Here is an 18929-nt window from a genome sequence, read left to right on the forward strand (position 1 = left end):
GGACAGAGGCGTGGAAATCGGCGCCAGGCCACCCGACACGCTCGCCGGCAAATCCGCCATCACTCCGGACAGGCGCTCCGCCACCTGCTGACGCGCCCAGTAGATATCTGTGCCATCGGTGAAGTCGATGGTGATATCGGCAATCGCATATTTGGCGGACGAACGCAGGATAGACTGCCGGGGAATGCCCAGCATCTCCATCTCGATCGGGGCAATGACGCGGCTTTCGACCTCTTCCGGCGTCATGCCGGGAGCCTTGAGAATGATCTTGACCTGCGTCTGCGCTATATTGGGATAAGCATCCACGGGTAGCTGAACGAAGGCCCATGCGCCGAGGCCGGCGACAGCCAGCGCAAGCGCTACGACGAGCAGGCGATAGGACAGAGCCTTCGCGACGAGTGACTGAAGCATGGGCCCGACCTATTTCGAGATGGCGAGCGCTTTGAGCGCGCTTGTGCCCGTAGTGACGACGTTCTCACCGACGCTGACGCCGGTCAGGAGAAGGACCTGGCCATCCACCGCGCCGCCCTTTGTCACCCTGCGCTGAACATAACCGCCCCGGACCGCCACGAAGACCACCGACTTGCCGTCAGTATCCACTACGGCCGCGGCAGGCAGGACGACTGCGCCTTTCGGTGCAGGCCCGAATATCGTGACATTGCCCGTGGCGCCTGCGATGACCCTGGAGCGGCGGGAAGGCTCGCCTTCAGCGAGGCAGATCGCGTCATCGCGTCGATGGTGCTGCCGACAGATGTGACGGTGCCAGAAAGCGCGCCGAGTTTGACCGTCATGCCGGGTCTGATCTGTCCAACAAGCCGCTCGGGAACCTGCGCGACGACTTCGTAACGGCCATTCGCATCGATCACATAGGGAGCAGTCGTCCCGTCCAACGGTCGCCTGTCTGGATCTTGGCACGCGTAATTCTGCCCGCGATCGGAGCTGTCAGCGTGTAGGTGCCGCTGCTCCCATGCCCGCCGACAAGGCTGAGAATGCGGCTTTTCTCGCGAACGTCCGCACGCGCCTCCATGGCCACTGCGCGGGCTTCGTCGGCTCGCGCTCCGGCAATCACCCCTTCCTTGTCCAGTTGGGACAGCCTGGCGGCACTCGTCTGCGCGACACCCAACCGTGCATTTGCACGCGCGAGATCGGCGCCCAGCGTCAGAATGTCACGGCTCGAAACCACGGCCAGTGGTTGCCCGGCCTGTACGCTGTCGCCTTCCACAACCATGGTGCGCATCACCACACCCGGAAGTGTCGCGGTCACCGCTACACGCGCGTTAGCGGGCGGACTGATCGTGGCGGGGAGATCGGCGATCGGCGCTTCTGATGCAGGCAATGCCGGAGAGGCCTTGATGCCGAGCAATCTCGCCCTGTCCGGCAGCACGGCAAGCATGCCGGCAGCTTTCTCGGTCTTGACCTGCGTTCCCGCCGAGACGGTTTCCGAGCGAGGAAACATAGTCCAGCCCAAGCCCGCGACTGCGACGGCTACAATGGCGCCGCCCACCAGATATTTGCGTCCGTTTTCCATTTCGCCGCGATATCGGGTTCAACCTGACGGCGTCTTGACGATGGAAATTACTGCAGGCGGAAATCCAGGATGAGTTCTCTCAAGGTCTCGCTCGTTCGAATATGACCGTTATGTGCGCTCATAATCCGATGGGTTATGGAGAGGCCGAGACCCGCGCCATGGGGGCTGGCATGGTCTGCTCGCTGATGGCGGCGGATGAGTTGCGCCAGCTTCTCTTCGCTGAGGCCGGCGCCTTGGTCGCGCACCCTGATGATCGCTCCGGGCCCGGATATGATCGTCACGGTGCCACCCATGGCGTCGCGCGGACGGCATTTTCAATAAGGTTTCGGATTCCCGCCCCGATCGCTTCCCTGTGGCCGTATATCTTTGGCACCTGGCCTTCGGACTCTATCGCGATCTCGCGTCCTTGCGCGATGACGGTCGCTGCCAGGGACGAGACACTGTCTTCAGCCAATGTCTCGAGATCGAGTGGCTCAGGCGTCATGGGCATGGTGGCGTCCGCGTCGATCTGCGCCAGTAGCAGGAGCTGATCCACAAGACGGCGCATGGCGCTGACCTGCGCCTTCAGAGGATCTCCATCCGATCCCTCGCGTCGATCAAGCTCTAGAGACAAAATGGCCAACGGCGTCCGCAATTCGTGGGCGACGTCAGACGCAAAATCCGCCTGTTGCTGAGCTGAGGTGTCGAGTCGGTGAAGCAGGTTGTTGATGGATCGCACGAACGGTTTCGCTTCAGCAGGCATATCGGCTTCATCGATCTGCATCCCGCGTTCGGTCGGTGCGGTTTCGATATGACGCGCCGCTTTGCTCAGGGGCTCGAACGCCGTTCTGATGACCCATGTGGTTGCAAGGCCCATTGGCAGGATCAGCACCACCAGTGGGATGAGAACATGATCGAACAGTTCCGTCGATGCCGCGTCGCGCATGGTCGGATCGAGCAAGGCGCTAAACGGTATGCCATATTCCGAGAGGACAGCGTAGATCAGCGACACCGTACCGATGGCGCCAACCAGCAGCAGGCCACCGATGAGCCGATGGCCAACCGAAAGTCGCTTCAGCACGGTTCCCGGTCTTCTAGCAAGTAGCCTAGCCCCTTGATCGTATGGAGCATGTTGCGAGCTCCGCATTCCTCAAGTCGACGACGCAGCCGCGAGATTGCGGCATCCACTGCATTAGGGGATATCTCGTCTCGAAAACTATACAGTGCATTTTCGATACGAGATCGACGAACGACTGCACCAGCCTCCCGCATGAGTAACTCAAGCAGGCTGGTCTCGCGAGGTGACAGATCGATGGCCTTACCCTGATACCGCGCGCGATGAGCGCTCGTGTCATAGGATAGGCTGCCCACCTCCAACACGGGCGCTGCCCGAGCTCCCGGACGGCGAAGTAGTGCCCGAATCCTCGCTGCCAGCTCATCCGCCTCTACCGGTTTGACGACATAGTCGTCAGCGCCGCCGTCCAGTCCATCGACCCGCTGCTGGAGCGAACTGCGGGCTGTCAGCATCAGGACCGGCACCGCAAGGCCCGCGTCACGCCTCTTCTTGATCCAATGTACGCCGTCACCATCGGCAAGCCCAGATCGAGGATGAGTGCATCATACTGAGCCGACCCAAGAGCCAGATCCGCCTCCGCTGCCGAATAGGCACAATCGCATACGAATTTCCGACGCGTAAGGCCCTCCGCCGTCAGATCTGCCAGGTGGCGATTGTCTTCAATGATCAGAATGCGCATGCTCTCATCCGGCGATGGTTTTACCCGGCATATTACCGAACCGATCTGACATCGTCCTGACCATATGAATTTCTTCTGACGCTTGTGATCCGATACGGCGTCGCGCCTCCAAATTTGTGCGGATCGAGCTTGCCGGACTGGCACGAGATAGCGAACAGGCTATAATGCGGGTCAAAGAAATGGCTTGGCTTCAAAGGGATTACGATGCGCAGCCACCGGGAAACCCATCTCGTCTCTCGTATCGGATGGCTTCGTGCCGCGGTGCTAGGCGCCAACGACGGCATCGTATCCACGGCTAGCCTGATGATCGGCGTCGCTGCGTCCGGTGCCTCCCGTTCTTCCATGTTGATATCTGGTATAGCGGTCTGGTGGCCGGCGCGATGTCGATGGCGGCGGGCGAATATGTGTCGGTAAGCTCTCAGTCTGACACCGAAGCGGCGGACTTGCGCCGGGAGCAGCAGGAAATCGCTGACAATCCCGATGCGGAATTGGCAGAGTTGGCTGGTTTCTATGTTCAGCGAGGGGTCGACGAAAAGACCTCGCATGAGGTTGCGAAACAACTCATGGAGCATGATGCACTGGGTGCTCATGCTCGCGAAGAACTCCACATCACCGAGATGACTGCCGCACGCCCGATCACAGCGGCATTGACGTCTGCCTCGACGTTCACGGCCGGAGCCCTGCTGCCTCTCATCCTTGCGGCTTTGCTGCCGGCGTCGCTCACCGTAACAGGCGAAGCGCTGGGATCGCTCCTGTTCCTGGCGCTCCTGGGATGGGTGGGAGCTGCCGCTGGCGGTGCAAACCCGCTCAAACCTGTCGGTCGTGTGGTGTTCTGGGGGGCGTTGGCCATGGGTTTGACCGCTGGCATTGGCAGCTTGGTCGGAAAGCAATTTAGGACAAAGGCCCAAAAGCTGCGCACATGAAACTTCTTCTACGACGTTAAGAGCGTGTCGCTTGCAGCGACCACCGCAGCACTCGCTACAAAGCCAAACGAGGCAAACAGCGCGTAAATATCTTAATCAAGCACTTGAGCAAATCCGGCCACCCCTTCAGGTAATGATGACGACGCTCCGGTTTGGCAGACGGCCGGATTTCTTCGACCTTACCCAGGCCTCCGAAAATCGCTTCCATTGTTCGGACGCACAAAGCGACCCCCTCGTCAGCAAGCGCGTACCAAACGAGTTTGGCCTCCTTTCTCGTTTGAACGAGATTGGCCCGGCGTAACTCCCCTAGCTGCTGGCTGAGTGCTGGTTGGACAATGTCTGTCGCTTCGCCGATCTCCGATACGTTGCGCTCCCGCGTAACAGGCAAGAGAGGATCATGAGGCGCTGTGGTTGCGCAAAGACCTTGAGCTTTTCGGACGCGACGGTCGCAGCTTCGCGGTCCTCGTAAAATGCCTGTAAGCGCGACGGAAGGTGGCGTTGACGCGGCCTGTCAGGCTTTCCGGCGTGTCCGCGGCGCCCATTTTTTCGCGAGCGCTTCCAGCCTTGCCTCGATCAGTGGGATATCGGGCTGGGCTTGGGATCATGGTCGTCGCCGAGAGTATCGAGCGCTTCTTCATGATATTCATGCTGGGGTCGCCGAGCGCTTCGAGCTTTTCGGCATAGCCCCATGGCCCGCCACTGTCCTCCGGCGGGCGCATGCCTACTGCATCGAGGATGAGCGGATATGTCAGGTGCGGGCTGGCCGGGCTGATGCGCTCGATCTTGACGCTGTGGTCCCAGGCATCGCCAAAGTCGTAGAGATATCGGAAGGTCTTGCGCCTCGTATCCGCCAGGACCTGGGCGAGAGTGGCCTTACGAGCGTCGAGCGGCCCGTCGAAGCCGTATTCAGGATCAGGGATGCCGAAGCCGGTCTGCCCGAAGCTCATTTCCCACAGGTGAGAGTCCGTCCACGAGAAGGCGGTCTGGATGACGGTGTGCAAGCGGTCGAGCCGGATATTGAGCGGCACCTCCAGCGTTCGACTGACGGCCGGTGTGACATCGTCCAGCGTAATCTTCATCCGCACGACAGTGCCGTTGTTCACGCAGCCTTCTCCAGATCGTTGTCAGCCTTGATGCCTGCCACTTCCACGGCAGGAAGTCATCGATCCGATTGATCGGGTGGTTGCCGATGCGCTCGATGACGTCGGTGAACCACGCCTCGGGCTCGACGCCGTTGAGCCGGCATGTGCCGGCCAGGGAGTAAAAGAGCGCGGCCGCATCCCCACCCTTCATGGAGCCGACGAACATCCAGTTCCGGCGCCCGAGCGCGACACCGCGCAGGGCGTTTTCCACCAGATTGTTGCTGATCTCGAGCCGACCATCATCGCAGTAGCGGATCATGGCCTGCCAGCGGTTGAGCGGATAGCGACAGGCACGCGCCAGATTGCTGTCGGACGACAGACCTCGGTTCTGGGTTTCAAGCCAGACGCGTAAAGCCTCCAGCTTCGGCACCGCCTTGCTCTGGCGGATAAGTCTTCGCTCCTCAGGTGGCGCGCCCTTGATATCGCGCTCGATGGCGAAGAGTTCGGCGATCCGCACGACCGCCTCCGCCGCGATCGGAGACGGGCTCTTCTCCAGTATGTCGGTAAATTTCCTGCGACTGTGACTCCAGCATCCAACTTCGATGATGTCCCTGGGCGCCTTGGTTTTGGGTCGCGGTAAAGCGCGTTATAGCCCGCAAAACCGTCTGCCTGTAGATACCCCTGATAGCCGGCGAGATGTTCTGCCGATGCGCTCCGCCACGATCTGCGCTGAAGCGGAAGGCTACGGCAGGCGGGCTCATGTCACCACTGGAGCGGTCATCACGCAGATACACCCAGAAGTGCCCGGTCCGGCTGCCATCGCCATTGCCCAGCAGCGTGACCGGCGTGTCGTCACCATGGATCTTGGCGGCTTCCCGATATAGGTGAACAGCCGCTCGCCCAGCGGCGCCAGCAGCCATGCCAGTTTTCGCGCCCAGCGGCTCATCACATCCCGATCGATATGCAACCCCACCCGCGGAAGATCACCGACTGCCGGTGCCAGGGCTGATGATCGACAAAGCGGCTGACGACGAGATGGGCCAGCAAGGCGCTGCTCGCCATGACCTTGGGCAGCGGCAGATCGACAGCGGGGGCCTGGCGGATCTGTTCGCAGGATCGGCACACCAGCCTGGGTCGGACGTGGCGGATGACGCGGAAGCGCGCCGGGACATAATCGAGGACCTCAGAGACGGCCTCGTCGATCTGCGCTGACGGTCCGTTACAACCGCCACTGCACGGGCTGGGCTGATGATCGACCGTCTGACGCGGGAAGTGCGCAGGAAGCGGAACGCGACCGCCGGGTTGCGGGCCGATTTCGTCACAGGCGCCGCCGGCGCCTCATCGTTGGCAGGTTCCGGGGCTTCGACCTCCTCAAACATCAGCCGCAGCTGGGCGATATCCATTTTCTCGGAGCTACGGCCGAACTGGACGCGCAGCAGTCGCGCGACGCGATGCTCGAGCTTTTCGATCCGCAAGGTCTGGGCTTTGACCGTGGCTTGCGCCGCCGTCAGTTCGGCCCGTTCCTGCTCCATGACATCGCCATCTCCAGCAGCATTTTCTGCAGGAGGACCGTGTCTGTGGGAAGGCGATCAAGGGCGAACCGCATGGCCTCGACCATAGCGAAAGACCACGGTAAAACCTACATAAAATGGCGGTTTTCCTGATCTTTTTGGCTATGCGAGACTCGGCGTGATCACCTCGTCGTGGACGATCGCCTGCTTCCAGTTCAGCCCTTCGACGAGCATCGCAAGCTGGGCGGCCGACAGCCGGAGCGCGCCCTCATGAGCACGGGGCCACACGAACTTTCCGCGCTCGAGACGCTTTGCATACATACATAGCCCGGAGCCGTCCCACACCAAGGCCTTCAACCTGTCGCCCCGCTTGCCGCGGAACAGGAAGACCGCCCCGAGAATGGATCGAGCTGAAGGATATTGCGCACTTGCGCCGACAGCCCGTCGAATCCCTTGCGCATGTCGCACGGCGCCAGCGACAGGTAAATCTTCGTCGAAGGCGGGAACGCCAGGCTCAATGATCCAGCTCCCGCAGACATCGAGCACCTGTTTCAGGGCTCCCCGATCAACCTCGCCATCAACCAACACCGTCAGGCCGCACCGCCCTCGAACCTCGATCCGCCCAGCTTCCCGAGCTTTGGCCGCCGGCGAAGACGATGCCAGTTCGACAGGCACGAAGCCTGCCATCGCTCCGCGGAGCAGTTGCTTGCGCCAGGTATAAAGCTGGCCTGTTCCAACGCTGTGCCGCCGAGCCACGGCCGAGACGATCGCCCCCGGCACCGTCGTCTCCTTCAGGATCGCCAGCTTCTCCTCGTCGCTCCAGTTCCGACGCCGCTCCACCCGTACAAGCGCTCCGCCATCACCACGACCGCTCATACGAGGCTCGTTTGACTGCTCAATGTCCATGCTCACGCCTCCTTAAAGGTCGCGAGCTTTCTATTCCGGCACTACCGACAAGGCCGCCTTCCGTCGGCACTTACAAATGCCTCGTTCATAGCGCGTCCGCAAAGCGGCAAAACCAGTCCTGGCGATCTTCTGCGATGTCAGATGGTGGGCAGAGCAAAGGCTGTCCTTCCCGCCATCCTTCAGGCGCAAGTTTCTGGGCACTGCCCACCACTTGCAGTGCTTTAAGCAACCGCAGCATCTCATCGACCGATCGCCCAACATTATGGGGTAGCATGTGATCGCCCTTATGACCCCTTCGGGATCGATGAAGAATGTCGAACGCATAGCCATGCTGTCAGCAGATTGCTCGTCAACCATGCCATAGGCATGCCCAATCGCCATGCTCGGATCCTCGATTATCGGGAAGCGGACATCCGCTCCGAGCGTCTCTCGGATCGCTCTGACCCACGCCATGTGCGAGTAAAGGCTGTCGACTGACAGTCCCAACAGCGACGTTTCAAGGGCATCAAATTCCGACTGCCGACGGCGAGTTCAGCGAATTCGGTGCTGCAAACTGGCGTGAAGTCAGCGGGATGGGAAAAAAAGATCACCCATCGTCCACGCAACTTTGAAAGCTGAATTTCGCCCCCGGTCGAACGGGCGCGAAAGTCTGGCGCGGGCTCTCCAATGCGCGGTGAGCGAGATTCAATTCTTTGGGCCATTTCCATGACGTCTCCTTCGACGCTCCTCCCTCTTGACGCAACAAGATTATTCGATTACACGATATATGTAAATGTGAATTTGTGAGGTTTTCCGTGGCCGACTCCGCTCTTGCAGCCGCCTCATCGCAGATCTCAGCCGCTCAAACGGACACCCCCCAGATCAAGGCGTTCTTTGACGAGCCGACCTTCACGGTGACCTATGTTGTTCATGATCCCGAGAGCCGCCACGCTGCGATCATCGACAGCGTGCTGGACTATGACCCCGCCTCGGGTCGCACCTCCTTCTCCTCGGCAAACGCGCTTGTCGCTTTTGTCGAGGAGAAGGGGCTTGCTATCGACTGGCACCTGAGACGCACGCTCACGCGGATCACCTGTCAGCTGCGCCATATCTGAAGGAGAAGTTGGGCGGGCAAATCGCCATCGGCGAGCAAATCATCACGGTGCAGCAGGCATTTGGTAAGCTTTTCAACGCGGCACCGATTTCGAGCGCAACGGTTCCGACTTCGATCATTTGTGGAAAGACGGTGATCACTTCCGGATCGGCAATCTTGATGTAACCGTGCTGCATGTGCCGGGGCACACGCCGGCCTGTATCGCCTATGTGATCGGCGACGCCGTCTTTGTCGGCGATACCATGTTCATGCCCGACTACGGCACGGCACGTGCTGATTTTCCCGGTGGCGATGCCCGAACCCTCTATCAATCTGCGATGCGGCTTCTGTCGCTCCCGCCGGAAACGCGGCTGTTCATGTGCCACGATTATCTTCCGGAAGGGCGCAAGGACTATGTCTGGGAAACGACCGTAGAGGCCGAGCGCCAAGCCAACGTCCATATCCATGACGGGGTAAGCGAAGACGAATTTGTCGCGATGCGCGAGGCCCGCGACAAGACGCTCGCGATGCCGCGCCTCATTCTGCCTTCTGTCCAGGTGAACATGCGCGCCGGTCATTTCCCGCCTGCCGAGGACAATGGCGTCACGTACCTCAAGATTCCGTCAACGCAGTATGATGCTGCCCGGCTTCCCCAATGCCACCCCGTCGCGGGGTTGGTTGGCGGCCTGCTGATCGGGCTTGCGGCAGCGATCATGCTGCTCGGACTTGGTCGCATCGCTGGTGTAAGCGGTATGTTGGCCCGCGCGTCGGGAATTTCCGATACGGGCACACCGCGCGCCATAGCGCTCGCGTTCATCGCCGGACTGCCGCTTGGTGCGCTCCTCGTCATACTGTCTTCCAGCAGTATCAGACCGCTTTTTACAGGATCAGTCCTGCAACTGGTCATTGCCGGACTGCTCGTAGGTTTCGGCACGCGCCTTGGTTCAGGCTGCACGAGCGGTCACGGGGTCTGCGGTCTCTCCCGACTTTCGCGCCGGTCGATGGTCGCAACGCTGACCTTCATGGTCAGCGGCTTCGCCACCGTTGGGCTGATGCGCGCTTTCGGTTTCATCAACGGATAGTCGGAGGACACCGGACATGAAGAGGAATATGGGAACGGTCGATCGGATGCTGCGCACCATCGCAGCCTTGGCGATCGGTTATCTCTGGTGGACCGGAACGATCAGCGGGGACCTCGGTGTCGGCTTGGCGATCGTCGCAGTTATATTCCTTCTGACAAGCGCGGTCAGCTTCTGTCCGCTCTACCGCCCGCTCGGCCTTTCAACCTGCGGCACTGGGAAGTGAAGGTCCCTGCCATCTCGTTGCTAGCGGGCACCTTGTTCGGAGCTGGGCTCACCATATCCGGCATGGCTGACCCCGCGCGGGTGCGCGCCTTCCTCGATCTGTTCGGGGCCTGGGATCCCACGCTTGCCTTCGTGATGGTCGGTGCGATGGTGCCGATGGCGATCGCCTGGTTGGTCCAGAAGCGGATGCCGCGACCGATCGTCTGCGAGGCGTTCGACTTGCCCGGTACAAGCTTGCTGGATGCCAAGTTGCTTGGCGGAGCGTCATTGTTCGGGATCGGTTGGGCGATCGGGGACTATGTCCCGGCCCCGCACTCGCCGACCTTGCCATCGCACCAATTGAAGCCGGAATTTTCGTCGCCGCCATGCTCGCCGGCATGACCGCGCACCGCATCATTACAAAATGAAAAGAGGCCCGCTTCAGAGCGGGATCGAGGAGAAGCCATGGACATCAAGCCGCTCAATCGGGACTTTGCAATCTCCCCGCAGATTGATCTCGCCGACCTTCCGGCAATCGCCGCCCAAGGTTACAAGCGATCATCTGCAATCGACCTGATAACGAGGAGAAGGGTCAGATTGCCGCTACGGAGCTTCGTGAAGCTGCCGAACGACTGGGCTTAGAGTTCGCGCATGCGCCCGCAGTCTCGGGGGCGATTACCGATGCGAATGTTGAGGCCATGGCAAGTGCGCTAGCGCGCCTTCCTAGGCCGATTCTCGCCTTTTGCCGCTCCGGCGCGAGGTCGACGAAGTTGTATGACCTCTCCTCCTCTCGGAGCCAATCGGCCCCTGTAGTCCATATTCACGATGTCGTGATTGTCGGCGGCGGTGCAGCGGGGATTGCGACGGCAGCAAGCCTTCTAAAGCGCAATCCGAAGCTCGATATTGCAGTTATCGAGCCATCTGAGGAGCATTATTATCAGCCCGGTTGGACTATGGTCGGCGCCGGTGTCTTCGAGAGAGAGTTCACACGACGCACTGAAGCGCAGGTCATGCCGAGCCGAGTGAACTGGATCCGCGCAGCAGCCTCGGATTTTGCCCCCGACGAAAACAAGGTGATCCTCAGTGATGGCGGCGAAGTCCGCTACCGTGTTCTCGTTGCCTGTCCGGGTATCAAATTGGATTGGAACGCTATTCCGGGCTTGGCCGATACGATCGGCAAGAACGGCGTGACGTCCAACTATGGCTATGATCTTGCGCCCTACACCAACAGACTGGTGAAGCAATTCAAGGGCGGACGGGCGCTGTTCACCCAGCCCGCAATGCCGATCAAGTGTGCCGGCGCGCCGCAAAAAGCGATGTACCTTTCCTGTCATCGCTGGGAAAAGGCAGGCGTCCTGAAAGACATCGACGTCCAGTTCCACACCGCCGGCGCGGTGCTGTTCGGCGTTGCCGCCTATGTCCCGGCACTGATGGAATATGTCGAGCGCTATGGCGCGCACCTCAACTTCGAATCGAAGCTCGTCGCGATCGATGGCGCCGCAAAAGTGGCGACTTTCGAACGCAAGGATAGCGACGGCACCGGACGCGTCGAAGAGCGCTTCGACATGATTCACGTCGTGCCGCCACAGGTCGCGCCGGATTTCGTGCGCACCAGTTCCCTCGCAGCAGCCTCCGGCTTCATCGAAGTCAACGAGGCGACGCTTCGACATGTGCGCTATCCTAATGTATTTGCATTGGGCGACGCCTGCTCCGCCTCGAATGCCAAGACCGCCGCTGCGGCGCGCAAGCAGGCGCCGGTTGTCGCGGTCAATGTACTTGCCGTGCTCGAGGGCAAGCCGCCGACCGCTGACTATGACGGCTATGGCTCCTGTCCGCTAACGGTCGAGGCTGGCAAGATCGTGCTCGCCGAGTTCGGCTATGGCGGCAAATTGCTGCCCAGCTTTCCCAATTGGCTGATCGACGGAACGCGGCCCTCGCGCCTGTCCTGGCTCCTCAAGGACACCATCCTGCCGCCGGTTACTGGCATGGCATGCTCAAGGGCCGGGAATGGATGGTCGCGCCGCACGCGATCGAAGCGGCGCACTGAGCCATGCTTGAGCCGCTTCAATATGCCCTCGGCGGACTGTCAGGCGCGCTGGTGGGCTTTGTCCTCGGGCTTGTCGGGGGCGGCGGGTCGATCCTCGCCGTGCCGCTGCTGCTCTATCTCGTAGGCGTCCGCAATCCGCATGAGGCGATCGGCACCAGTGCATTGGCCGTCGCGGCCAATGCGCTTACTGGCCTCTGGAACCATGCCCATGCCCGCACCGTGAACTGGCGGTGCGGGGGGATCTATGCTGCTGCCGGCGTCGTCGGTGCGCTCGGCGGTTCAACGCTTGGCAAGAGCATCGATGGGCACAAGCTGCTGTTCCTGTTCGCGATCCTGATGATCGTTGTGGCAGTCTTGATGTTTCGCGGTCGCGGCGACCAGGGCGTCGAGGGCGCGCAATGCAATCGGGAGAATGTCGGCAAGGTTGTCAGCTATGGTCTCGGGACCGGCGCCTTTTCCGGCTTCTTCGGGATCGGCGGCGGTTTCCTCATTGTGCCGGGCTGATCGCCTCGACCCACATGCCCATCCTGCGCGCGATCGGCACCTCGCTCGTCGCGGTCGCGGCCTTCGGTCTGACGACAGCGCTCAACTATGCGCTTTCGGGCTACGTCCTTTGGGGTCTGGCCGGCGTGTTCATCGTGGGCGGCATTGTCGGGAGCGTCATCGGCACGCGTGCATCGCAGGTACTGGCCGCCGAAAAGGGCCGGTTGAACAGCCTCTTCGCAGTCTTCGTGCTCGTCGTTGCCATCTACATGCTATTCAAGAGCTGGTCCGAACTCGCCAGCTGAACGGGGATATTCATGGACGCCATCATTCTCGCAAGGGCGCAATTCGCCTTCACGGTGAGCTTTCACTTCCTCTTCCCGGCCTTTTCCATCGGCTGGCAAGCTATCTGGCCGTGCTCGAAGCTCTGTGGCTGAAGACCGGCAAGGGCGTCTATGCGAACCTGTTTCGCTACTGGCTGAAGATCTTCGCCGTCGTGTTCGCCATGGGCGTCGTCTCGGGCATTGTCATGTCCTACCAGTTCGGCACCAACTGGTCAGTGTTCTCGGACAAGGCGGGACCTGTCATCGGACCGCTGATGGCCTATGAGGTGCTGACCGCCTTCTTCTTAGAAGCCGGATTCCTCGGGGTCATGTTGTTCGGGATCAACAAGGTTGGGCGCAAGCTGCACTTCGTCGCGACGCTTGCAGTCGCGCTGGGGACTTTTATTTCCGCATTCTGGATCCTGTCGGTCAACAGCTGGATGCAAACGCCCGTTGGCTATGAGGTCGGCGCCAACGGCCAGTTCCTGCCGGGGCCAAGCTGGCTGACAATCATCTTCAATCCCAGCTTCCCCTATCGGCTCTTTCACACGGTCCTTGCCGCCTATCTGACGACCGCTTTTATCGTGGGTGCCGTCGGAGGATGGCATCTCTTAAAGGACCGCACCAATCCCGGCGCACGCAAGATGTTCTCTATGGCGATGTGGATGGCGGCGCTCGTTGCTCCGATCCAGATCTTCGCCGGCGACATGCACGGGCTCAATACTCTCAAGCACCAGCCGGTGAAGGTGATGGCGATGGAAGGCCATTTTCAGAGCCACCCGCACGGTGCGCCTTTGATCCTGTTCGGCATCCCCAACAGCGCTGAACAGCGGGTGTATTATGCCATCGAGATACCCAAGGCGTCGTCGCTGATTCTCAAACACGAACTCGATGCGCCCTTGAGTGGCCTGGACACCGTGCCACCAGCTGATCGTCCTCCCGTCGGTATCGTCTTCTGGGCCTTTCGCGTAATGGTCGGGATCGGTTTCGCGATGCTCGGGATCGGGATCCTGAGCCTCATCGCGCGCTGGCGCAAGGCGCTCTACGACTGGCCGCTGCTGCATCGCTTCGCTGTGCTGATGGGGCCGTCGGGACTGATCGCAGTGCTGTCCGGCTGGATCGTGACGGAAGTCGGACGGCAACCCTTCACAATCTATGGTCTGCTGAGGACCGCCCAAAGCGCTTCACCGCTGGATGCTCCTGCGGTCGCCTCGTCGCTGCTGGCCTTCGTGGTCGTCTATTTCGCCGTCTTCGGGATGGGCATCTGGTATCTGCTTCAACTCATGAAGAAGCCGCCTGAAGCACATGAACCGCCGCCCAGTGATGCGCCCATTCGCAGTGCGGGGATCACCCCGGCGCCGGCTATCATCGAGGGAGCTTCGTCATGATCGATCTCACCGTCATCTGGGCCTGTATCATCGGCTTTGCTATCATCGCCTATGTCGTGATGGACGGCTTCGATCTCGGCATCGGCATCCTGTTTCCGTTCTTCAAGGTCGGGCAGGATCGGGACACCGCGATGAACAGCATCGCTCCGGTCTGGGACGGAAACGAAACCTGGCTGGTTATGGGCGTGGGCGGCCTGTTTGCCGCATTCCCGCTGGCCTATGCCATCATCCTTCCCGCGCTTTACGCGCCGATGATCGCAATGCTGCTTGGCCTTGTATTCCGCGGCGTGGCATTCGAGTTCCGCTGGCGCGACCCGGCGCACCGTGCTTTCTGGGACAAGGCGTTCACGACAGGGTCGGTCGTCGCCACCTTCGCGCAAGGCATTGCGCTCGGCGCGCTGCTACAGGGCATCACGGTCGAGGGGCGCAGCTATGCCGGGGGTTGGTGGGAATGGCTGTCGCCGTTCAGTCTGCTGACGGTGTCGGGCTGCTAGTCGGCTATGCCCTGCTCGGGGCTTGTTGGCTCAACTGGAAGACTGAAGGCGGGTTGCGACGGCAGACGGTGACCTATGCCGGGCGGCTTGGCATCGGCCTGCTCATCATGATCGGCGTGATCAGCCTCGCAACGCTGCGGCTCGAAACGCAATACTTTCAGCGCTGGCTGAGTTTCCCGGGCGTGGTCGCGACAGCGCAGGTGCCGCTCGCCACGCTCGTCGTAACATTCCTGTTTTATCGTAGCCTCCGATTGAAGCGCGATGCGCAGCCTTTCTTCTGGGCGTTGGCCCTGTTCGGGCTATGCTTGGTCGGCCTTGGTGTCTCGATCTGGCCCGATGTCGTTCCGGCGCGGGTGACGATCTGGGAAGCCGCAGCGCCCGTCCGCAGTCAGTTGTTCATGCTGGTTGGAGCCTCGATCATGGTGCCCGTGATCCTGGCATATACGGCCTGGTCCTATTGGGTTTTCCGGGGCAAGGTTGGCATTGAGGGGTATCATTGATGCCGCTCTGGCTGAGTCGCCTTGGATGGTTTTTCGGCATTTGGGCTGCTAGCGTTTTCGCGTTGGCGCTTGTGGGCGGAATGCTCCGCTGGTGGCTACGCTAAATGGCCCCTCGCCATAGGTGAGAGGCCAACACTCAAATTTCGGTATTTTTGGGCGTCTTCTACGTCGATCCCGAGATAGCTAACCATATTCTCGATCTTGCTATGGCCGAGCAGGATCTGGACAACCCGTAGATTGCCGGTCGCCCTGTATATGATCGATGCCTTCGCTCGGCGGAGTGAGCGGGTGCCGTATTCGCTCCGCATCAGGCCAACTCCTGTCAACCATTCATCTACAAGCCGAGCATAATGCCGAGGCCGTTCGTCGGGAGGTGCGGGAACGTCGGCTTGTAATCAGGGCTGCCGTTTAACATGTCACAGGCGAACGTCGGGAATGTCCCAGCGCCCGTGCCCGGCACGCCCTGGGCACGGGCGCCAGCAGATTCAGATCTCCGTGTTTTCTGCAAGGGCAAGCGCGTCCTCTACGTCGATCCCTAGATAGCGCACCGTGTTCTCAATCTTGCTATGGCCGAGCAGTATCTGAACGGCGCGAAGGTTGCCCGTCGCCCTGTAGATGATCGATGCCTTCGTTCGGCGAAGTGAGTGCGTGCCATACTCGCTCCGCATCAAGCCGACACCTGTCACCCATTCGTCGACAAGCCGAGCATACTGCCGTGTGCTCAGGTGCCCATTGTGATCAACCCGGCTTGGGAAAACATAATCGTCCACTGTTCCGCCCCGGCGTTCGAGCCATGCCAGCAAGCTCGCTCGAGCATCTGGCAGCAGCTCAAATTGAACGGGCCGACCTGTTTTCTGCTGCATGACGATTGCCCGCGTTCGGACCTGCCCGCCGCTTACAAGGTCGCCGATCTTGATCTGCACGAGGTCGCAGCCCCGAAGCTTGCTGTCGATCGCCAGATCGAACAGCGCCCGATCTCGTAGGCGGCGGCGCTGATTGAGGTAGAAACGGATTTCCCAAATCTGCTTCGGTTTCAGCGCCCGCTTGGCGCCCACGGTCCTTCCTGCATTCCAAACCGGGCGCTTGGTGGCGATGAGTTCTGTTTCAGGCATCTCCATGATCGTTCTCCTTTGGCCACATTGGCCTTCTGCAGAACGCTTGCCGACGAGGATGCGCAGGACTTGCTATAGGGCTCGTGCCGACCAACTCAAGACATTTGGCGTCATTGATGTGACCGACAGCTTTTGCCAGGATCCGCCATGCCATGGCTGCTGCCAATATAAAGTCGCCGCCCACCATGCGGAGCTTTGCCATCTGAGCGACATACCCAGAAGGTCAGCACTCTTTCCAGCATTCCTCTCGAGGACATTGCCTGGGCTGCGCATGCCGCGCGCCAGGCCATGGAGCGTGACCAGACGCCGCGGCTCTGGTTCCAGCTCTATTTCCAGGCTGATCGAGGGCATTCGCTTGAACTGGTGCGACGCGCCGAGGCTGCTGGCTATTGCGTCCTCATGGTAACGATCGATGCGGCCATGAAGCGATCCGAATTCGCACTGCCGGAAGGGGTCGAGGCCGCCAATCTCCGTGGAATGCCCCGCAGCGTCCAGAACAGCGCGGCTGCGGGCGGGCAGATCATCTTTGGAACGGCGCTGGCCGACGCCGCACCAACCTGGGACGATTATCGCGTGGCTGCGCAAGCAGACCAGTTTGCCGATCATATTGAAAGGCATCCTTTCTCCTGCTGACGCTCGCATGGCACTTGATCATGGCGTTGATGCCATTGTCGTGTCGAACCATGGCGGACGCGTCACCGACGGTCTCATCACGCCCATGAAAGCGCTTCCATCGATCGCGCGTACGATCGATGGAAAATGCCCGATCCTTCTCGACAGCGGTGTGCGTACCGGCACGGATGTCCTCAAGGCGATTAGCCTTGGTGCCAGCGCGGTCATGATTGGTAGGCCGCAACTTCATGCCCTCGCGGTGGCAGGCATGGCCGGCGTTGCCCATATGCTTCACATGATACGGGCAGAGTTCGAACTCGCCATGGCGCAAGTCGGCGTGAAATCGCTGGACGAACTTGGTCCTGCTTATGTCACCTCTTCAGACTGATGTGTGAGGCCGGACGAATGTCCGGCCGCATGTTCCTCTAGGCGCGACATATGCACTATCCTCGGCGCTTCGAGGCCGGCGAGGCATAAACGCCGTAGCCCACCCTCTCGATCAAGCCACGCTTGGTCATCTTGCTGACGACCGAGCGAGACACGCCCATTCGGCCGAGATCGGCGATTGTTGCCGTGTCACGATCGCGCAAAACCGCAAAGACAACTGCCTGTTTGGGGGCGCCATATGTGCGATTTATGAGCCGGATCGAACGATCCTGTCGCTTCTTTGCCCGTTGTTCAGGAAGACCTGGGCACCGGGCGACATTACGAAAATCAAGTTTGCCGCCACGCCGGGTCAGGCCTGCTGCGCACGCGTCCAGCAATGCGTGCAGGTGCGCCGGCAGCCCGATGTCCATCGGCGGTATCTGGCGCTGGAATGCTGCTATGCCCCCAAGAAGCCGGATCTCATCCTGGTTCACAAATGGGCTGGACAATGTCGCTATCACGAAGCCTCGCTCGGTGGCGTGTTCACCCAGTGCTGCGAATGCCCGGATAGCGGCCTCTCCGACTTTGGCACTGCTGCCACCACGCAGAAGGCAAATTGCCAGCCGCTCCTCCCTTGTGAAGCGCTTCAAAGGAAGGAAGCGGCTGGACATGGTCAGAACTTCGCGCTGAGGCCGACCTTCACCGCAGTCGGTGAACCTGGCGTGATGTTGTTGTTGCTATGGGCATAGAGATAGTAACGCTTGCCAAGGATATTCTCGACATTCACCTGCAGGCTCAGCTCTGGCGCGATGTCGAAATAGACGGCGCCATCGAGCCGCGTATAGCCGGGCATCGCGACGCAATTGTCGGTCGAGGCGTAGCGCTTGCCCTGGTAGATCACGCCCAGCGCAGCGCCGAGCTGTTCGATCGGATCGAAGCGGGTCCAGAGCGAGGCGCTGTGCTTGGGCATGTTGGGCAGGATGTTCCCTGCCTGGACAGTGCCCGAGACATTGTCGAGGAAGGTGCCGTCGGAATAGGTGTAGGCGCCGACCATGCTGAGCTGCTTGGTAATGCTGCCCGCAGCACTGAGTTCGATGCCCTTGGTGCGCTGCCGTCCGATCGGCACCGTCGGCGAGGCCGCATTATTGGGATCGCTCAGCGCCAGAACATTGTCGCGATCCAGTTGATAGATGGCGGCGGCAAGGTTGAACGTGGGGAGAATGTCCCACTTCGCACCGATTTCGTAGTTCTGGAACTTCTCCGGCGCCAGCTGGCGTTGGAAAGCGAAAGGCCGGTCAACTGGTCGCCACCACGCGGCTGGTAGGTACGCGAGTAGCTTGCATAGATGGAGGCATTCTCGGCCGGCTTGAAGATGAGGCCGGCGCGCGGAGACCAGAGATTGTCGGTCACGTCATAATATTCGGGAGATATGGTGCTGCCGCTCGTCCGGAAGGCGAGGCTGCGCCGATCGTGCAGCGTGGTCTTGAAATGCTCGTAGCGCACGCCCACGACGATATCGAACATGGGCGAGATGGCGATCTGGTCTGGACATAGCCGGCCGCGACC

Annotated in this window: 15 protein-coding genes and 14 pseudogenes; 12 read left to right on the forward strand and 17 right to left on the reverse strand. The window is 60.7% G+C overall.

The genetic code is table 11. From position 1 onward, the window contains the following. The 5 genes and pseudogenes from ACFOKF_RS00005 to ACFOKF_RS00025 all read right to left on the reverse strand — a co-directional run. The coding region (locus ACFOKF_RS00005; RefSeq protein WP_380792183.1) for an efflux RND transporter permease subunit at positions 1–411 on the reverse strand (411 nt) is incomplete at its 3' end. A 9-nt stretch (positions 412–420) separates the two neighbouring features. Then, positions 421–1528, reverse strand: a pseudogene (locus tag ACFOKF_RS00010) (efflux RND transporter periplasmic adaptor subunit). Between the two features lie 47 nt (positions 1529–1575). Next, a complete protein-coding gene (locus tag ACFOKF_RS00015) occupies positions 1576–1809 on the reverse strand; it encodes an ATP-binding protein (RefSeq protein ID WP_380792186.1) in 234 nt (77 codons plus the stop codon). Beyond that, positions 1806–2588, reverse strand: a complete 783-nt coding sequence (locus ACFOKF_RS00020) for a histidine kinase dimerization/phospho-acceptor domain-containing protein (protein WP_380792189.1) — start codon at positions 2586–2588, stop codon at positions 1806–1808. The genes ACFOKF_RS00015 and ACFOKF_RS00020 overlap by 4 nt, the downstream gene beginning before the upstream one ends. Then, complete coding sequence (locus ACFOKF_RS00025) at positions 2582–3046, reverse strand: winged helix-turn-helix domain-containing protein (protein WP_380792192.1); 465 nt, start codon at positions 3044–3046, stop codon at positions 2582–2584. Before ACFOKF_RS00025 ends, ACFOKF_RS00020 begins: the two co-directional genes overlap by 7 nt. A 419-nt stretch (positions 3047–3465) precedes the next feature. On the opposite strand from ACFOKF_RS00025, the pseudogene ACFOKF_RS00030 reads away from it, so the two are divergent. Beyond that, positions 3466–4184 (forward strand): annotated as a pseudogene (locus ACFOKF_RS00030) (VIT1/CCC1 transporter family protein). 92 nt (positions 4185–4276) lie between these two features. Here ACFOKF_RS00030 and ACFOKF_RS00035 read toward each other — a convergent pair. The 8 genes and pseudogenes from ACFOKF_RS00035 to ACFOKF_RS00075 form a co-directional block, all read right to left on the reverse strand. After that, positions 4277–4583 (reverse strand): annotated as a pseudogene (locus ACFOKF_RS00035) (ArsR/SmtB family transcription factor). Further along, the gene (locus ACFOKF_RS00040) at positions 4580–5287 is read right to left on the reverse strand and encodes a plasmid pRiA4b ORF-3 family protein (RefSeq protein WP_380792198.1); all 708 of its coding nucleotides are present in this window, start codon (positions 5285–5287) and stop codon (positions 4580–4582) included. Before ACFOKF_RS00040 ends, ACFOKF_RS00035 begins: the two are co-directional and overlap by 4 nt. Before the next feature lie 55 nt (positions 5288–5342). After that, positions 5343–5873, reverse strand: a pseudogene (gene tnpC, locus ACFOKF_RS00045) (IS66 family transposase); the annotation flags it as partial. 79 nt (positions 5874–5952) lie between these two features. Beyond that, a pseudogene (locus tag ACFOKF_RS00050) lies at positions 5953–6186 on the reverse strand (IS66 family transposase); the annotation flags it as partial. 25 nt (positions 6187–6211) lie between these two features. After that, positions 6212–6580, reverse strand: a complete 369-nt coding sequence (locus ACFOKF_RS00055; RefSeq protein ID WP_380792211.1) for an IS66 family transposase zinc-finger binding domain-containing protein — start codon at positions 6578–6580, stop codon at positions 6212–6214. After that, positions 6580–6798 (reverse strand): annotated as a pseudogene (locus ACFOKF_RS00060) (transposase domain-containing protein); the annotation flags it as partial. The pseudogene ACFOKF_RS00060 and the gene ACFOKF_RS00055, both read right to left, overlap by 1 nt. A gap of 141 nt (positions 6799–6939) precedes the next feature. After that, entirely contained in the window at positions 6940–7683 is a 744-nt protein-coding gene (tnpA, locus tag ACFOKF_RS25630) for an IS66-like element accessory protein TnpA (RefSeq protein ID WP_449325388.1), read from the reverse strand. Positions 7684–7768: 85 nt separating this feature from the next. Continuing rightward, a pseudogene (locus ACFOKF_RS00075) lies at positions 7769–8390 on the reverse strand (peroxiredoxin). 87 nt (positions 8391–8477) lie between these two features. On the opposite strand from ACFOKF_RS00075, the pseudogene ACFOKF_RS00080 reads away from it, so the two are divergent. The 9 genes and pseudogenes from ACFOKF_RS00080 to ACFOKF_RS00120 form a co-directional block, all read left to right on the forward strand. Beyond that, a pseudogene (locus ACFOKF_RS00080) lies at positions 8478–9378 on the forward strand (MBL fold metallo-hydrolase); the annotation flags it as partial. A gap of 10 nt (positions 9379–9388) precedes the next feature. Beyond that, positions 9389–9837 (forward strand): annotated as a pseudogene (locus ACFOKF_RS00085) (YeeE/YedE family protein). Positions 9838–9853: 16 nt separating this feature from the next. Continuing rightward, entirely contained in the window at positions 9854–10060 is a 207-nt protein-coding gene (locus ACFOKF_RS00090; RefSeq protein ID WP_010338386.1) for a YgaP family membrane protein, read from the forward strand. Further along, positions 10057–10466 (forward strand): annotated as a pseudogene (locus ACFOKF_RS00095) (DUF6691 family protein). The gene ACFOKF_RS00090 and the pseudogene ACFOKF_RS00095 overlap by 4 nt, the downstream one beginning before the upstream one ends. 37 nt (positions 10467–10503) lie before the next feature. Next, a pseudogene (locus tag ACFOKF_RS00100) lies at positions 10504–12085 on the forward strand (TIGR01244 family sulfur transferase). 3 nt (positions 12086–12088) lie between these two features. Next, positions 12089–12873, forward strand: a pseudogene (locus ACFOKF_RS00105) (sulfite exporter TauE/SafE family protein). Positions 12874–12885: 12 nt separating this feature from the next. Then, positions 12886–14279, forward strand: a pseudogene (locus ACFOKF_RS00110) (cytochrome ubiquinol oxidase subunit I). After that, positions 14276–15273: pseudogene (gene cydB, locus ACFOKF_RS00115) on the forward strand (cytochrome d ubiquinol oxidase subunit II). Before ACFOKF_RS00110 ends, cydB begins: the two co-directional pseudogenes overlap by 4 nt. Then, on the forward strand, positions 15273–15377 hold the full coding sequence (locus ACFOKF_RS00120; RefSeq protein ID WP_080572849.1) for a DUF2474 family protein: 105 nt from the start codon (positions 15273–15275) through the stop codon (positions 15375–15377). The pseudogene cydB and the gene ACFOKF_RS00120 overlap by 1 nt, the downstream one beginning before the upstream one ends. 381 nt (positions 15378–15758) lie before the next feature. Here ACFOKF_RS00120 and ACFOKF_RS00125 read toward each other — a convergent pair whose 3' ends face one another. After that, complete coding sequence (locus ACFOKF_RS00125; RefSeq protein WP_010338379.1) at positions 15759–16391, reverse strand: tyrosine-type recombinase/integrase; 633 nt, start codon at positions 16389–16391, stop codon at positions 15759–15761. A 189-nt stretch (positions 16392–16580) separates the two neighbouring features. Between ACFOKF_RS00125 and ACFOKF_RS00130 the strand changes: the two genes are divergently transcribed. Both ACFOKF_RS00130 and ACFOKF_RS00135 read left to right on the forward strand, forming a co-directional pair. Beyond that, positions 16581–17018: an alpha-hydroxy-acid oxidizing protein gene (locus ACFOKF_RS00130; RefSeq protein ID WP_380792202.1), complete on the forward strand. Its 438-nt coding sequence runs from the start codon at positions 16581–16583 to the stop codon at positions 17016–17018. Further along, positions 16981–17385: an alpha-hydroxy acid oxidase gene (locus ACFOKF_RS00135; protein WP_380792205.1), complete on the forward strand. Its 405-nt coding sequence runs from the start codon at positions 16981–16983 to the stop codon at positions 17383–17385. The genes ACFOKF_RS00130 and ACFOKF_RS00135 overlap by 38 nt, the downstream gene beginning before the upstream one ends. Positions 17386–17440: 55 nt before the next feature. Here ACFOKF_RS00135 and ACFOKF_RS00140 read toward each other — a convergent pair whose 3' ends face one another. The 3 genes from ACFOKF_RS00140 to ACFOKF_RS00150 all read right to left on the reverse strand — a co-directional run. After that, complete coding sequence (locus ACFOKF_RS00140) at positions 17441–18034, reverse strand: type IV toxin-antitoxin system AbiEi family antitoxin domain-containing protein (RefSeq protein WP_037509343.1); 594 nt, start codon at positions 18032–18034, stop codon at positions 17441–17443. 2 nt (positions 18035–18036) lie between these two features. Next, a complete protein-coding gene (locus ACFOKF_RS00145; RefSeq protein WP_380792214.1) occupies positions 18037–18633 on the reverse strand; it encodes a TonB-dependent receptor in 597 nt (198 codons plus the stop codon). Next, the coding region (locus ACFOKF_RS00150; RefSeq protein WP_380792208.1) for a TonB-dependent receptor domain-containing protein at positions 18519–18929 on the reverse strand (411 nt) is incomplete at its 5' end. The genes ACFOKF_RS00145 and ACFOKF_RS00150, both read right to left, overlap by 115 nt.

Source organism: Sphingobium rhizovicinum (genome assembly GCF_042647625.1).
GTDB classification, from domain to species: domain Bacteria; phylum Pseudomonadota; class Alphaproteobacteria; order Sphingomonadales; family Sphingomonadaceae; genus Sphingobium; species Sphingobium rhizovicinum.